We start from the raw sequence: 16,371 nt of genomic DNA, 5'->3' as shown, positions 1-16,371 counted from the left end.
GTTCAAATGAATAGATTAAATCAATTAATAGTTCCCGCTGTTTTTATGCTTGCTACCCTTGCTGTTCTACCTGCATGTGGGGCGATAGAAGCAGAAGAATCAAGTGCGTCGGCCGTTCCTGTTCAAATCATCAAGCTGGGGCAAGGAGCAACTGCGGGCCTGAATGGCAAAATCATTCCTGATCAGAGTATTAATATCGTTTCGAAGGCGTCCGGTAAAGTAGCAGAAGTTCGCGTGCAAGAGGGCAGCAAGGTGAAGAAGGGGGATGTGCTTGTTCAGTTGGAGACGAGCGAGTTGACCCAACAGGTCAAACAAGCCGAATACTCTTCCACCGCAGCTCAAGCAAAGCTTGCTGATACGCAAGCGGGTGCCCGTACCCAAGAGATTACAGGACTCCAGAGTGCTATCCTTGCAGCAGGTGGGGCTTACCAACAGGCAACAGCGGCCGTAGAGCAGGCTAAAGCAGGCTTGGATCTTGCTACGAGCGGTTATAATCGTCTTCGCAATGCGTTCGAGAGCAGCTCCAATGTATCGCAAGATGATTTGGATAAAGGGACGCTCGATTATGAAAAGGCAAAGGCCGGTTACGAGCAGGCTTTAGGCGCACAGAAATCTGCCGAAGCCCAATTGAGAGGGGCCGAAGCCAAGCTGGAGCTTGCTAAAGTCGGTCCGACAGAAAATACGGTTAAAGCACTCCAAGCGGATGTTGAGCGGTTGAATGCTACGCTTGAGCTCGCGAATAGCGGGCTGAGCAATGCGACAATTACGGCACCCATCGATGGAGTTATTGTGAAAAAAGGCATTTCGCCAGGTGAGTTGGCACAGGCCGGGGTGCAGATCCTCTCGCTTGTTAATATGGATCAAGTCCAAGTAGAGCTTAGTGTGATGGATAGCCAGATTACACAAGTGAAAGAAGGCATGGCCGTAGCAGTGAAGGTGCAAAATGTGCCGGATAAAAGTTTTCAAGGTGTGATTTCCTTCGTCAGTCCGGTAGCCAACAGCAACAGCAACACATTTCCTGTGAAGGTAAAAGTCGATAACAAAGACGGCTTGTTATTTGCCGGCATAGTGGCGGAAGTCCAGCTGAATGCTTCACAGATGAGCCGTCTGGAAGTGCCGAAGAGCGCAGTGGTCAAAAAGGATCAAAAAGAATATCTGTTCACCGCAGAGAACAGCACAGCGCATCTCGTTGAAGTGAAAACAGAAGAGAAAAACCAGGATTGGCTTTACGTGATGCCTAACGATAACATCAAAGCCAATCAACAAATCATCGTGAAGCCTGCAGATAATTTAACTGAAGGCACGAAGGTAAAAGCCGAATAGGAGGCGCTACGATGGCCGATGAATCGGTGGTTCCACAACATAAATCAGAAGGCAATGGCCAGATGTGGCTGTCGCTGGTTGCTATTGTTACAGGTACGTTTGTCGCTGTATTGAATAGCAGCTTAATGAACGTAGCCATGAATAAATTCGTTGCCGTATTCGGCTCGGATCTCACGACCATGCAGTGGATTATTACCGGATATACGCTGGCTTCCGCCATGGTCATTCCGATGAGTGGATATTTGGGCGCGAGATTCGGCAATAAGAATTTGTTTATCTACTCCGTAGCCGGGTTTACGATATTTTCTGTCTTATGCGGTTTGGCGTGGAGCGCCAATACCATGATTATATTTCGAATCATTCAAGGGTTTGCCGGCGGCTTCATCATGCCGGTTGGGATGTCGATTATTTTTACCACTTTCCCGAAGGAAAAGACAGGTACGGCCATGGGACTATGGGGGATTGCTGCCATGGTGGCTCCCGCGCTCGGGCCGACTTTCGGAGGGTATTTGATCCAGAATTTCAGCTGGCGGCTTCTGTTCTTCATCAATGTGCCGATCGGGATTCTGGCTGTCGTGCTGGGCAAGATACTTATGAAGGAATCACCTCGCACAACAGGATTAAAATTTGATACACCAGGGGCTATCTTGTCCATGATGTTCTTCGGGAGCTTGCTGCTGGCTTTAAGCAAAGGGCAATCCGAAGGTTGGACTTCATTGTTCATTGTCAGCCTGCTATTTATTGCTCTCTGTAGTTTAATGCTCTTAATCTGGGTGGAGCTAGGAGCCAAGCAGCCTGTTCTGGACTTGAATTTATTCAAAAATGTTAAATTTACGATTAGTGTCATCTCGGGTAGTTTGGTCATGATGGCTATGATGGGCGGAACTTTTTTAGCCCCTGTGTATTTGCAAAGTATTCAAGGGCTTAATGCCATGCAGACGGGGATCCTGTTAATGCCGCAATCGATTGCCATGGCTGTGATGATGGCGATCAGCGGGAAGCTGGTTGAGAAATTCGGGGTTGTTCCCATCTGTATTGCCGGTCTGGCTGTACTGGGGATCACTACGGCGGAATTGCATCTGTTGACGGCTGATACGCCGAATCATTGGCTGAATGCCCTATTAACGATTCGTGGGATTGGCATTGGTGTTTGCCTGATGCCGCTAACCTCTGCCGGCATGAACGCAGTGGCTCCGGAACAAATTAGTAACGCCTCGCCGCTTTCCAATGTTCTCAGGCAGGTGGCGGGTTCGCTAGGCATTGCGATATTTACCGCTATCATGGGCAACCGCCAGATCGTGCATTATCAGCACATTTCGGAAAGTGTAGCTGTGGATTCCGTTATGGCAAATAACACCGTATCCGCACTCACCGGGGAGATTTATGCTTGGGCGGTAGACAGGGCTACGGCTGCTGGTGCAGCGAGTTCTTACCTCGCCGGTTTTATGCAGAAAGAAGCCTATGTCAGGTCTATCGCAGATACCTTTTATATCTCAGCCATACCGGCCTTTATATGTATTCCTTTCGTTCTATTTTTTATAAAGCGAAATAAAAAAACAGTTGAAGTACAAGAATAGCAGCATCAAAGAATTCGTCGGGAGGCACAAGACAATGAAAAAGAGTTTAACGGTTATAATTAGCGCGTGCATGGCCTCTACCTTGTTAACTGGGGCTGCGCTAGGTGCCGCTTCTCCTAAATCCTCTGTAGATTTCAATGATTTGGGTCAATTGGATGCGGGCACGAGGGCTAAATTTGATGCGATGATTGCCGCAAGGATTTTTGATGGTGTGAGCGAGGGTGTGTTTGGTCTGCATGATAAAATGAACCGTGCCCAGTTCGCGAAAGCTGCTGCAATGATTTTCAACTTAAAGGTGGACACCTTGAGCAGCACTTCCAGCTTTCGCGATGTGAGCGCTGCGGATCCAGCCAACGGTTATGCGCTTCCATATATTGAGGCATTGAAAAAAGCAAACCTGACGGATGGGTTTGGCGAAGGCACCTATAATCCTGCTGGTGAGGTAACCAAAGAGCAATTAGCCGCATTCTTGATTCGAGGTTTGAATAAAGAGGCAGAAGTGAAACAGGATGCAGCGTCAAATGATAGCACGGTATCCAGCTGGGCCAAGGGGTATGTTGCTCTGGCTGTGCAAATGAATTTGATGGGGAACCAAACGGACGGTAAGTTCGGCGGAATGACGCCAGCCATTCGAGAACTGTTAGTTACCTCTTCTTATGAAGCGAAACGCCTGTATGTGCCTGTAACACCGGCTGTAGCTGAGATTCCCGTAGAAGATATGAAAGCTTTCAATCTGACAGAAAATACGCAAGCTCAAGTGAAAAGTGTTACCCAAGAAAAATCGGCAGAAGGCTGGAGAGTCGGAGTGGTCGTTACATTAAACAACACTTCCGGTTTTACAAACCGAATTCCCGATTATGAGCTTCGCATCCAAACTGCGGAAGGGACCGTTTATACCCTTCAAGCGAGCGCAAGCAATTCTCGTTCCATACCTCCGCAGGGGAATGTGACCTTAAGCTATATGACTGATATCGGTGTGAACAAGGATATCCAGTTGACGAATCTTCTTTTGGTAGATGTCAATCAAAAAGTGTACCCTAAAGTAGAAACGCAATTAGCGGATGCTGCTATTAGTTCTATCGTATGGCGTGGCCAAGACGCCAAAATAGACGATCCATCCCGATTAGGCGATTGGGGCGCAAGATTCTCCCTTCCTGGTATCCACTCCGATTTGAAATATTCTGCAGTGAAGCTGTCGAAGCAGTTTACGGGTCAAACACCGAGCTATATCGTGGAAATTCAAGCGGAAAACGAAGGAAGCTATGCGGAAACAATACCGGATTTTACCTTGAGCGGGAAATCGGAGGGACAATCCTTCATCGGCAAAAGGGTGGAAGAGACGCCAATTCGTCTTGATGCAGGAGCCAGGAAGTCCATTCATTTTGCGATTACAACCGATATGAATACGACACTGCAAGCCTTCTATGTACTTTCACCTGAGAGTTTCTTGAAACAAGGTCAGACTGTGCCGATTCCCTATTTCACCGGGCGCATAGGATTCCGACTCCCTGCGAACGAAGGTACCGTTACAGGGCCAGCTGCAGGTATCTATGTTTATGGCACGCCGATCGCATTCACACCAAGGAATGATTTCATTAATCCGAATTTAACTATTTCGCTAGAAGAGCTGCATGTAACAGATAATGAAGAAACAGGAAATAAAACGGGCGTGGCTAAATTTAAGCTCTTCAATAAAAGCGACAAACCTATTCCTGTGCCGGCTTTTGGAGCGGAGTTAGCGGGTAAAGATGGCAACGCGTACGCGGGAAAACGCCAGACTGTAAGCGCAACAGATATTGCACCTGGAACAGGAGTCGTCGTTAGCTATGGATTCACCCTTCCAACCACGGAGCAAAGTGAACGATTCCAATTGAATGTACAAGAAGTGCTATCAAATTCTGCCTACAAATCTACAATTGCCAGCTACCCTGTAAGTGTTCAGAATGAGAACGATCATAACAATATCTCGTTATTTCCATTCAAGCTAAACTTGAAAAACTGGACTTTATCGCAGTTGACGGCGATGGGGACCACTGGATTTGCATACACGTATAAACTAAGTTTGGATATGGACATGCAGCGGGAATCCGAAGTGGTCTTAGATAATGCCTTTTCCAAGTTGAAGTTTGAGTTAGTGGACTCGTCAGGGCGTTCCCTGGGATCGAATTCATTTCCTTTTACCGGGGCAAATCGGTTGGTGAGCGGTTCCCAAATGCTGACCTTCAGCAACCTTACGCAAGACCAGGTTCAATCCCATATTTCCGTTAAAGTTTATGAAACCATCACTACGCCGACTGGTGAAGTGGATAGGCTTATTGCGGAATTGAAATAACATGAAAGAGACGTCTTCTAATTGAAGGCGTCTTTTTGTATATAAGCGTACTATGTCAATTAGCTCATGCCAATGGGAAAGCTTCGCTAACCCTAACCTGAACCCGAGTCCGAACCCGAACCCGAACCCGAACCCGAACCCGAACCCGAACCCGAACCCGAACCCGAACCCGAACCCGAACTCGAACTCGAACCCGAACCCTTATTGGTGTTTGTAGGTGGAGTAACTGGATTTTCTACTGTTAAAAGTGTCGCGGAGTATCTATTAGATGAAATAACTGGAAATTGTGCAGTTGTTTCATACGATTCGCCTCATCTCAGACGGAATTTGAGGAATTACCTGTACAATTTCCATTTAATAGGTTGAAAGTAGCGGGAATGAACAAATTAGCAGCACTTTTTCCCGTTAAAATTTCAGGGAATGCGTGTTGAGGGGATGAGTCGTTGTTTTGCGGGAACTACGGTCCGCTATTTTGCCGAAAAAGCACACCTTCCACGTGCAAGTGGAACTATGGGGCGCTATTTTGCAGATTTCACCTGTATAACGCGATATTGCGGACAAATAAGATCCTGTAGTTCCCATTGGGAGGGGGAAAGCTTGTTTTTCTCCAAATAGCGGACGCCAGTTCCCTTGAGTAGACACTTTACCAGGGGAAAACCTGGTACGTGCTGTACCATCATTTGCTGCCGTTTATTTGGCCACTGGTGCGCACGAAATTCATAATCGCTTTCCAAACAGCGGTTGCAATGGAAGCGAGCCTGTCATTTCTGGGTGTAGGGAATCCAAGTACGGTCTCCTTAGGTAAAATGCTTCTGGACGCTTTCTCGCGTACGCAAACTTTTTTGAACGATGCCTGGCAGTGGATGATTGTACCGCCTGCTTTGGTCATTCTTTTTGTCACTGTTGCGCTTGCTCTGATTGAGGAAAAAGCCGTGACAGCGAATTGCAGCGGTATAGAGCTTCCTGGAAAAGAGCGCCTTTTTGGTTAGGGAGTCTGCGAGAACTAGAAAATGAAGCTGCCGAGATGATCGGCAGCTTCATTGCGTTAACAGGCGGAAAATAATCTACTGACCCCCACCTTATCAAGGGTCAGAACTTCTATATATAATAAGAATTAAGTTAACTATTATTTTGTGGAGGGATCTTATGGGAGATTACAGACGGTACATTCCACTGTTAGCAACGAAAGAAGGCTGGCAAGCAGCATACGCCATTTTAGACAATGCCGGGAAATTAGCTTTAGATGATATTCTGGAAGGTCTTGAAAATCAAAACTGGAGAATAAGGAAATGGTGCACGGCTTTGCTAGATCACAATGCTGATCAACGCTGCATAGACCCCCTGGTCGCCCGATTAACTGATTCCTATGCGGATGTCAGGAGGCATGCCGTTCATAGCATTGGCTGTCAATCTTGCAAAGATGAATTGTTATGCTTGGATATCATCGCGTTATTAATCGAACGTGCGACGAAGGATACAAGTATTGCGGTTAGACGCAGTGCTGTTCATATGCTGGGCAATCAACCCTACGACATTCGAGCTTCAGAAGCGCTTGAGAATATGATTAGTAAGGAAAAAGATAGGAAACTAGTATTCAACGCAATGTGGTCATTGAAACAACAAAAACACTTTTACTGAACCAGACTCTCTAAGTCCGGCTGCAATTTATTCCGCAGAACATACAGCATGACGGCACCAACAAGGAACGCGGCAGCATCTGAGATGACGAGCGACCAGACAACTCCGTGGAAACCATTCATTTGATTGGCAATATACAACACAGGAATCAACGTAACCCCTTGAATAATGGACATAATAAATGCGGCGGTACCTTGCGCTGTTGCTTGGAAGATTCCTGTAAACAACGCGGTTATTCCTGTTATGAACAAGGATAAAAACGTCACATGCAGAATGTAACTGCCCATTTGAATTAATTGCGGGTCATTCGTAAAAAGACCGATTAAGTGGTCGGAAATTAGAAAAACGATGATGCCGAAAACGACGGCTAACGCCACAATCGCTTTGATTGTGAATTGAATGGTATGTTTCATGCGTAATTTATTCGCTGCAAAAGAGAAGGCAATCAACGGCACGACACCCTCGCATAAGCCCATCAGAATAACCTCAGGAAATTGCAATAAACGTGATGAAATTCCGAATGAAGCTACAGCCTGCTCACCATATTCGACCAGATAACGGTTAAAGATAAGCGACATTGCCCCCAAGAAAATACTCATAATAAAGACGGGAAATCCGATTTTGAATACATTGCTTAGTATATCTTTAGAAGCCTTGAACCATCTTAAGGAGACAGTTAAGAATTGGCTTTTATATCCGATATGGAAGGCATAGAATACACCCGCAACCAAGTTAGCAATGACGGTAGCAGAAGCTACTCCGATCACGCCCCAATGGAAGACGAAGATGGCTAACGCATCAAGAATAATATTGATGACAACACTGAGAATCATACCGACCATGGACGTGATTGCCGAGCCCTCAGCGCGCACAATATTCTCAAGCGTGAAAAATAAGACGATAAATGGTGAGCCAGCAATCATAAGTGTGACATAGTCTTTCGTGAAGCCGAAGGAGTCAGGCGTAGCTCCCAAACCATGAACGATGGAATCGATGTACGGGAGGCCGACGGCCATCAAAATAAGACCGAGCACTATGCTGCTGTAAAAAGCGAACGAAGACACATGTTTGGCATCATCGTATTTTTTCTCTCCCAGCAAACGGGAAATGAATGCACTGCTGCCCATGCCAATCAAGTTGCCTAAGGCCATGATGGCCGCGAATAACGGCAATGTGAGTGCGAGTGCGGTTAACATGGCCGTATTGTCGAGTGTGCCAAGGAAAAAGGCGTTTAAGATGGAATATATGACACTCATTGACATGCCTAGCATCATTGGTACAGCGAAGTGAGCTACGGCTTTTGCGATGGGGGCTTTTTCAAAATAATGAAGATTTTCTGTATCCATATGCGTCACCACTTTCTCATTTATTTTGGAGGGGATCGATCCAATCTTACAGTGTTAGATTGAACCTTACAGTGTTAGATGTTATCATATGCGTATGCACCTGTAAAGAACAATCTTACACTGTTAGATAAAGGGCGGATATCGATGAAAAAGCAGCAGCCTCAGATTTCGGAAGATAAGATTTTGGAAACCTCGTGGGAGCTTCTTGGAGAAGATGGCATCGAGAAGTTCAGCATGCGACGATTAGCCGACCGTCTTGGGATTCAGGCACCTTCTTTGTACTGGTACTTCAAGAGCAAGCAGAATCTCTTTCAGCGTCTGGCCAATCAGGTATCGAAAATGATCGTGGAGGAGTTCCACTCCGAAGGGGACTGGAAAGAGCAGCTGACCGCGTTTGCGGTTACGGTGCGTCGTGTGCTCTGTCGATACCCCTGCTCAACGCAGCTCATGATGCTGACGATCCCCATCGAGCCGGACATGATCCGTTTCACCAACCGCATGCTGCTCTGCTTGGAGTCGACACCACTGGAACAAGAGCAGAAATTACAAGCGGTTCTTACGCTAGTGAACTATGTCTTCTACTTCGTGCTGGATAATTATCAGCATCAGCGCCTTTTCTCCACGGTCATTAAGGAGCAGGAAGAGCAACTCGGCGGGGAGATGATTCGTCTGCTGGACTCCATGAGTGAGACGGATGCCGGGCAGTTCCGAAGCATGTACAAAAGGGGGCTGTTCGAGCTCATAGGGACCGATAAGTCGTTTGAATTTGGCTTAAAGCTGATTCTGTTGGGAATTGAACAGGTAATAGAAGAGCAAAATGAACGCGGAACGACAGCTTAATAGATGAGCTTAACAAGGCGGCCAATAGGAATTGGCTGCCTTATTTATGTTGAATTCTAAGAATAGGAGAGCAACATTTCATAATTCCCCTTGTGTTATAACTATCGTGTACTTATTTGCCACAGGAGGAGATTAAAAGATGAGTAGATTAAATGGTAAAATCGCTTTGGTTACCGGTGCAAGCCGGGGAATTGGTCGTGCTATTGCAACACGGTTAGCACAAGAAGGAGCCATAGTAGCTGTTCATTATGGCACGAACCAGGCCGCAGCCGAAGAAGTAGTACGAGGTATCGAGCAAAATGGAGGGACTGCATTCACCATTGGCACGAAACTCGGTACGATCGAGAGCATAGAGACCCTTTATAAGACATTGGATGAGTTGTTGCAGGAGCGTACAGGTGACACCCATTTTGATATCTTGGTGAATAACGCAGGGATTGCCCTAGTAGCCCCAATTGAGGATACAACAGAAGAGGCATACGAAGAAATGATGAAAATAAATGTCAAAATGCCATTTTTCCTAACACAACATGCTTTGCCGCGTTTGAGAAATGATGGTCGCATTATTAATTTGTCGTCCTCGATAACAAGAATTTCACTGCCTGCTATTCCTGCTTACAGTATGAGCAAGGGGGCAATCAACTCCTTAACGCTTGCTTTATCCAACCAACTTGGTTCACGTGGAATTACGATTAATGCCATCCAACCTGGATTTGTTGCCACGGATATGAATGCCGCCATGCTGCAAGATCCTGCCTCACAACAATATGGCGCTGATTTTTCTATCTTTGGCAGATGGGGGCAACCAGAGGATGTCGCGGATATAGCAGCTTTTCTGGCTTCTTCCGACAGCCGCTGGGTAACAGGGCAATGGATTGACGCCAGCGGGGGCTCTCATTTGTAAGTGGCAAAATAGGAGAAGAAGAGATTTCATTCGGAAGGAATTAAAAATTTCTGCTAGAATAATATGCATAAACGCGATGAGTTCAACAATTAAAGGAGATAGACATGAAAGAAGAAGACGTTAAGCAGCGTATTAAGGATTACCAGCAGGCAGAAGGCGTGAAATCTCTTACTTGTGGAAACAACAGCAGTCACGATAAACTATATCCTAAGGTGCTTGAACAAGGGGTGGTGCTTCTATGCCCTAATTGCAACTACACGCAGACGTACATCCCGGATCTCTTTTTCGATGACGGGTTTTATGACTGGCTCCGGGGTATGAAAAGTTTGATTTAAATGGAAGCGGGTTGTGTATGTTTTAGGATGAACAGTTGTTGGAGCGTTTATAGATTAAGAAGACCGGAACCGCTGGAGCTGAGGGTTCCGGTTTTTTGTTATGGAAGTTTCAGAAGGCTTAGATAAAGAAAGATCACAAAATATATCAAGGTAATCACTAAATATATCAATGAAAGCGCATTCTTATATTTTGTATGATGGAATTAGTAGATCAAGACCAATTGTCGGACTATGCCCGTAGTGCATTATCAGAAGCCGTTGGAAAGGGATTGGTGCATGGGAAAACAGAAACAACGTTTGCTCCGCAAGATATAGCCACTCGTGCTGAGGCTGCGGTGATGATCAAACAAGTCTTGCAATTTTTAAAGCTGATCAATTAGACGGTATTGAACAATGATGTGCCCGGTTCAACTGAAGTTGAGCCAGGGCACATTTTTTTATTTTCCAGGATGTGCGTAATCATCCCGAAGGAAATGGGACATTTTCAAAAACTTATCGGGCAATCTGACTTTTTGCATCATAGCGGAGAAATGAATCATGGTCCAAATAGCGGAGAAACGGAACTTTGAACGCCAATTTGGCTATTCAAATGGTCAAAAATGGTATGCTATGCTCCTCGTGTAAGACAAACCAATGACATGGGAGGATTTATTCTATGAAATAAAAACGGGCGATGTTGATTTACTTTCATTATTTGTAAACGTATACAATTGTAAAAAAACAAGACTTAAAGGGTAGGTTTTATTAACAATTGAAAGGACGTGACCCTGTTTGAACAAGATGAAGCAAGTGACTCTGTTAGTATCATTATTGTTAATTCTTAGCATGTTTAATACGGTAATTGCGGATGCAGCAGCACCAGAGGGTATTAGTCATGCTAGAATGATGCCTGTCGACAACATTGCCAATCATGGTTCCACGATGGTAGAACTGCCCGATGGCACGCTCTTCTCGGTATGGTTTAACGGCGTTGGAGAAAGAGATGGGAATTTAACGAAACTCATCGGTTCTCGTTCGAAGGATGGCGGGAAAACTTGGACTGAACCCTTTATTGTTTATGATACATGGGATTTTCCGGATAATAACCCGGTTCTTTTCGTCGACAGTCAACAGAGATTGTGGTTGTTCTACGGCGTTATCTACAATGGCCAATGGGTATCTACGCAAACTAAATTTATGTATGCCGATATGGGCAACTATGAATATGCCGTTCGCAATGGCGGAAATGCAAAATGGCACTATCCACAGCCGTTGTACACGAATGTAGGGGAAGGCATGTTTGGCGAAGGAAAGTACTCCAATGGACAGTGGAACTATGGCATCAAGGGTGCTGAAATTAAGTTTGTAAATCCAAGCTCTGTGACGGCTGCAACCTACTTGGACCCGTCTCAATATGTACCGGTCACGACAAGGTTTGGCGGCGCTACCCGTTTTATTACAGACAGCTTCGTTGTCTCGATGAGAAATAAATATGATCAGTACGTTGCCTATTTGAAATCCGCCAAGCCATACGACGATGTTTATGCGGGCAGAACGGATGAAATTATCACGATGCTGACCACGGGAGTCTCCGTAAAAGAGCCCTCCATTATTAAAAATTCAATTGAGCGTTCATCCGGCGCAGACAACGATGTCAATACTTGGGGACCGATTTACCGCAGGCTTGGATGGCAAACCAAAAATAAGCCGATTGAAGTCACGCTTGCAGATGGCGTCACCAAAAGATTAATTTTGCCGTTGTATTCCGATTCATTGGCGAATTCCGTTTGCGCGTACACCGATGATCACGGCATCACCTGGAAGTTTAGTGACCCGATTGTAGGATCAGGAACGATCCAAGGCTCGCTGATTCAAAAGAAAGATGGCACGATTCGCGGTTATTTTAGAAGCGGTAAGTTAGATGGCCGAAACGGGCGCATGGCTTGGCACACGACCTACTCGGAGTCTACCGATTTCGGAGTTACGTGGAGTGTTCCGAGAGTTGATCCTTATTTAAAAAATGACGGCGGCTTTGAACTTTCCAAGCTTCCAAATGGCGACTGGTTGATAGCTACCAATCAAGAAACCTCACGCAGTGTAGTGAAGAAAACGCTGGACGGAAATAGAAATTCTTTCAGTTTATTGCTCTCTACCGATGAAGGAATGAACTGGAAACCGATCATGATTAAGGATGGCATGAATAATGGCGAGAGCTACGAATACCCATCGGTTCTCGTTGATAGAGCCGGAAATGCGTTGATGAATTATACGTACAAAATCCCTGGAGCCGGGGCTACGATTGGTTTCTCCAAAATTGCAGGCAGCGAGCTGGGGAATTTGTTTAATTCGGTTATAACTGCAACTTATGGCGCTGGAAGTTCGCTGAATTTTGATAGTGTTGTAAAGTTGCCGACAATTGAACTGAACGTTGGACAAAGTACACAAATGACCTACAACCTAGCAATAGGCGGACAATCGTTCGATGCAACAATGGATACCCTTACATTGACATCCGATCTGCCTGCTGTAGCCACAATTAACACAAGCGGAACCGTCACGGCCATTCAAGCGGGAACTGCCATGGTAACGGCTGTAAGCAATAAATACGGAACCATATATAAATTTATCGTGAAGGTTACCCAATGAAAGGAGTCATGCAGATGAACAGGAAATTCAAGCTATTAATTTCTATGACGGTTTGTATCGCGATATCTGCAACAAGTCTAATTCCTGCCTTGGCTGCAAGTACGGGAACATTCAACTTTTCCGATCAAGCGGTGAGTATTTTTAAACCTATTAAGGATAATGGGGCTACGGGTGATCACGTACATGGCTCCAGCATTGTAGAATTACCAAGCGGAGAGTTGCTGTGCGTATGGTTTCAAGGGAATGGCGAACGGGATGCGACAACCACACGGATTATGGGAGCACGTTCTACCGATGGTGGAAAAACATGGCTGAAACCGTTCGTAGTCACTGACGCTCAAGATATCGCTGACATTAATCCCGTCGTATACGTTGATTCCGGGGACCGTCTCTGGTTTTTCTGGTATCCGGTCCTTGCGGGCAGATGGCAAACTTCCCAACCTCGCTATGCGTATGCGGAAAAAGGGAGTTATGAGCTTGAAGAGGTCGGCAACAAAGCGCCAAATTGGACTTTTTCAGAAAATGTCGGGATTAAGCTTGGTAAAAATATTGGCGGTGTAGTCAATCCAAGCAGCGCAGACGATAATATTAGTCAGTCGCTCGATGATAGAGCAGGAGCCACTTCTAGACCTTCTTGGGCTACAGCACCTGTTGTCGCGCGTCCAGAGTTGGCCAAAGGTTTCGTGAACACGATAAAGGCTAAGCTTGATGAGCAAAAAGAGTACTTGTTCAAACCGGTTGCAGATGGCGGAGCAGGGATGAGCCGGAAAATTAATGAAGCTGAATTTGATGGTTTAGTCACGCAAACCATGCAGTTAATTGGCGGCGATCCAACCAAATATTTGTATGCTCCGACAGTTGCGGACACCATTACGGAACCTCGTTCCGGCTATCCGTACGCCCGCCGACTCGGCTGGCAAACCAAAGATAAGCCTTTTGCAGTCGATTTAGGCAATGGCAAAGTTCGTCTGCTCCTGCCTCTCTATTCGGACATGTTGGAAATGAGCATTATGGCTTTTACAGAGTATGACCCTTCCAAACCTCTTGCGGACAATTCGGTTCGGTGGGAGATGAGTGAGCCTATCGTAGGTATCGCCAACATTCAGGCCACGATGGCTCAAAGAAAAGATGGCACCATTGTAGCTTATATGCGTGACAACGGACCAAGACCTTATCGTGTGGTGGCTTCCGAGTCCAGAGACAAAGGATTGACATGGTCAACGGTCAAGGATGTGCCGGAACTGCAGGATCCGGGTGTAGGACATGATCTTTTGCAGCTTAAGAATGGCAATTGGGCATTCGTTCACGTAGATACGGAATCAAACCGGAACACATTGGCTGTCGCCCTTTCGGATGATGAAGGAAAAACGTGGAAATACAGAAGGCATCTTGCCCTGGATACAAGAAGCAGCACGGGAAGCTACCATTACCCTGCCATTACGCAAGCACATAACGGAGATATCCTGATCAGCTTCAGCCGGTTCTTCTCGTCGCTTGATATGGACGCTGCCAACCAATCTTTGGGAAGTTATAAAAACATTACATTCTCCAGAATAACGGAGGACTGGATTAAGCAAGGTGACCCTTTAACCGTTATCAGAGAATATGAAAGCATCGATCGTGAAATCGCCGTGCCTGCTTCGTTCAATATCAGTACGGCATCCGATAGTGCGATTAAAGCCCTTTTCCCATCTACAATTAAAGCTTATACCTCCTATAAACAAGGGGCAGAAAATGCGGTTCTTCCTTCCGTCGATTTGCCGGTGGATTGGGATGTTGCTGCTATTAAGGTGAACTATAAGCTTAATTCCTTCATTAGCAACCTTACCGGCGTTGTGAATGAGAGCAAACTGCCGCAGGGGATAACAAGCGATATGCTGCCATTTTTCAAAGCACCGCTCAGGGTATATCTCTACAATGATCCCAATGCGGTTGCGGCTCAAAGTTTGGCGTTAAATAAAGATGACCTTAATCTGTTCAAGGGGCAGTCTGAAGCCTTAATCGCTACAGTACTCCCAAGTCAAACCACGAATAAGACAGTGCTGTGGAGTTCAAGCGATTCCAGTGTTGCAGTAGTGAATAATGACGGTATCGTCACCGCTGTTAATAAAGGAGCAGCTGTCATCACGGCGAGAACACTTGATGGTAACTTTACGAAGGCAGCTAATGTTGAAGTAAGAATACCTGCTGCAAGCGTTACTGTCACACCGGGCGAAATTACGCTAAATAGCGGACAATCAAGTGTTTTGGCAGCAGCAGTATCGCCGGATGACTCAACGGTTCAATCAATCAACTGGAGTTCAAGCGATGAGAATGTTGTTTTAGTGAATGATAAAGGGGAAGTTACAGCCAAGAGTGTTGGTCAAGCCATTATTACGGCAAAAGTCATTGATGGAAGCAACATAGCTTCTGGAACGGCGATCGTCAAAGTACTAGGAAGCAGCGGTGGTGGTAGTGGTAACGGTGGTAACAATGGTAACAGTGGAGGCAGTGGTACTGGCAGCAGCAACTCAACAACTCCACCTTTAGTGCCGCCTGTAACGGAGCAACCTCCTGTTAATCCACCGACGAAGCAGCCGGACACAACGCCAAAGCAAGTATTTAAAGATGTCAATGACAACTATTTATGGGCAAAAGAAGCCATAGAAGCGTTGGCCAGCAAAGGAATCGTTAACGGTACCTCCGAGACGACATTCTCGCCTGAGAAAAATATTTCGAGAGCTGACTTTATGACAATGGTTGTCAGAGCGCTTAATCTGAAGGCGGATATGACCAGTAACTTCGATGATGTGAACAAAAGCGATTATTATTATGAAGCGCTGGCAATAAGTAAAGCTTTGGGGATTGCGGATGGAGTAGGCGGCAATACCTTTAATCCTCAGGGTGAAATTAGCAGACAAGATTTAATGGTGCTTGTTTCCAGAGCTCTTCAAAAAGCAGGAAAGCTGCAGTCTAAAGGCAACCTTGACGAACTGAATTCCTTTAAGGATGCATCCAGCGTTGCGGAATATGCCAAAGAAAGCGTCGCATTACTCGTGGAGGCTGGAATCATTGAGGGCAGTGACAACTTGATCAATCCGGAAGGCAAAGCAACAAGAGCTGAAGTGGCAACTATTGTTTATCGCATTTTTAAATTGCTAAACTAATGGCAAGAGGGTGTCCCCGAGTAAGTTGGGGACATCTTTTTTGTGTTGTGTGGTGTTTACCATGTAAACCTAGCAACCCTATTGGGCAGCGACAGTTCGGTCCGGTTCCAAGGTGGACCACCTTGGGCGCGATCTTGCCAACCAATTCTAACGGACACCACAGCCGTTATTATCGTGAATATGGCCCTGTTTCATATCTAACGGACTCAGGAAGCGTTATTTGCCGATTTCGAGGCGAAATCACGGTAGAAACAAGCAAATAACTGCGCTGGTGTCCGTTAGATTTTCAAAAGGGCTATATTTCG

General features: G+C 45.9%; 13 protein-coding genes. 12 read left to right on the top strand and 1 reads right to left on the bottom strand.

Features of this window, described 5'->3' with window-relative positions; genetic code table 11:
- Nucleotides 1-6 precede the first annotated feature (6 nt).
- From RQP52_RS12250 to RQP52_RS12225, 6 genes are all read left to right on the top strand, one after another.
- Nucleotides 7-1,323 (top strand): efflux RND transporter periplasmic adaptor subunit, encoded by a 1,317-nt coding sequence (locus RQP52_RS12250; protein WP_315951774.1) that lies wholly within the window; start codon nt 7-9, stop codon nt 1,321-1,323.
- A gap of 11 nt (nt 1,324-1,334) precedes the next feature.
- A complete protein-coding gene (locus RQP52_RS12245) occupies nt 1,335-2,900 on the top strand; it encodes a DHA2 family efflux MFS transporter permease subunit (protein ID WP_315951772.1) in 1,566 nt (521 codons plus the stop codon).
- A gap of 34 nt (nt 2,901-2,934) precedes the next feature.
- Nucleotides 2,935-5,232 (top strand): S-layer homology domain-containing protein, encoded by a 2,298-nt coding sequence (locus tag RQP52_RS12240; protein WP_315951770.1) that lies wholly within the window; start codon nt 2,935-2,937, stop codon nt 5,230-5,232.
- A 52-nt stretch (nt 5,233-5,284) separates the two neighbouring features.
- On the top strand, nt 5,285-5,449 hold the full coding sequence (locus tag RQP52_RS12235; RefSeq protein ID WP_315951768.1) for a hypothetical protein: 165 nt from the start codon (nt 5,285-5,287) through the stop codon (nt 5,447-5,449).
- Nucleotides 5,450-5,897: 448 nt separating this feature from the next.
- Nucleotides 5,898-6,221, top strand: coding sequence for a hypothetical protein (locus RQP52_RS12230; protein WP_315951766.1), 324 nt, complete (start codon nt 5,898-5,900; stop codon nt 6,219-6,221).
- Between the two features lie 157 nt (nt 6,222-6,378).
- Nucleotides 6,379-6,870 (top strand): HEAT repeat domain-containing protein, encoded by a 492-nt coding sequence (locus RQP52_RS12225; RefSeq protein WP_315951765.1) that lies wholly within the window; start codon nt 6,379-6,381, stop codon nt 6,868-6,870.
- Here the strand turns inward: RQP52_RS12225 and RQP52_RS12220 are convergent.
- A complete protein-coding gene (locus RQP52_RS12220; RefSeq protein ID WP_315951764.1) occupies nt 6,864-8,216 on the bottom strand; it encodes an MATE family efflux transporter in 1,353 nt (450 codons plus the stop codon). The genes RQP52_RS12225 and RQP52_RS12220 overlap by 7 nt on opposite strands.
- 144 nt (nt 8,217-8,360) lie before the next feature.
- Between RQP52_RS12220 and RQP52_RS12215 the strand changes: the two genes are divergently transcribed.
- From RQP52_RS12215 to RQP52_RS12190, 6 genes are all read left to right on the top strand, one after another.
- Entirely contained in the window at nt 8,361-9,056 is a 696-nt protein-coding gene (locus tag RQP52_RS12215; protein ID WP_315951762.1) for a TetR/AcrR family transcriptional regulator, read from the top strand.
- A gap of 139 nt (nt 9,057-9,195) precedes the next feature.
- Nucleotides 9,196-9,960, top strand: coding sequence for an SDR family oxidoreductase (locus RQP52_RS12210; RefSeq protein WP_315951760.1), 765 nt, complete (start codon nt 9,196-9,198; stop codon nt 9,958-9,960).
- Nucleotides 9,961-10,064: 104 nt separating this feature from the next.
- Nucleotides 10,065-10,295, top strand: a complete 231-nt coding sequence (locus RQP52_RS12205; protein ID WP_315951759.1) for a hypothetical protein — start codon at nt 10,065-10,067, stop codon at nt 10,293-10,295.
- 197 nt (nt 10,296-10,492) lie between these two features.
- The gene (locus RQP52_RS12200; RefSeq protein ID WP_315951758.1) at nt 10,493-10,675 is read left to right on the top strand and encodes an S-layer homology domain-containing protein; all 183 of its coding nucleotides are present in this window, start codon (nt 10,493-10,495) and stop codon (nt 10,673-10,675) included.
- Between the two features lie 445 nt (nt 10,676-11,120).
- Nucleotides 11,121-12,920 (top strand): exo-alpha-sialidase, encoded by a 1,800-nt coding sequence (locus tag RQP52_RS12195; RefSeq protein WP_315951757.1) that lies wholly within the window; start codon nt 11,121-11,123, stop codon nt 12,918-12,920.
- A 14-nt stretch (nt 12,921-12,934) separates the two neighbouring features.
- The gene (locus tag RQP52_RS12190) at nt 12,935-16,066 is read left to right on the top strand and encodes an exo-alpha-sialidase (RefSeq protein ID WP_315951756.1); all 3,132 of its coding nucleotides are present in this window, start codon (nt 12,935-12,937) and stop codon (nt 16,064-16,066) included.
- The last annotated feature ends 305 nt before the right edge of the window (nt 16,067-16,371 follow it).

Origin of the sequence: Paenibacillus violae (genome assembly GCF_032461945.1) — a bacterium.
GTDB lineage: Bacteria > Bacillota > Bacilli > Paenibacillales > NBRC-103111 > Paenibacillus_E > Paenibacillus_E violae.
Note: the sequence above shows the minus strand (reverse complement) of the source record. Positions and strands in the feature narration are given on the sequence as shown.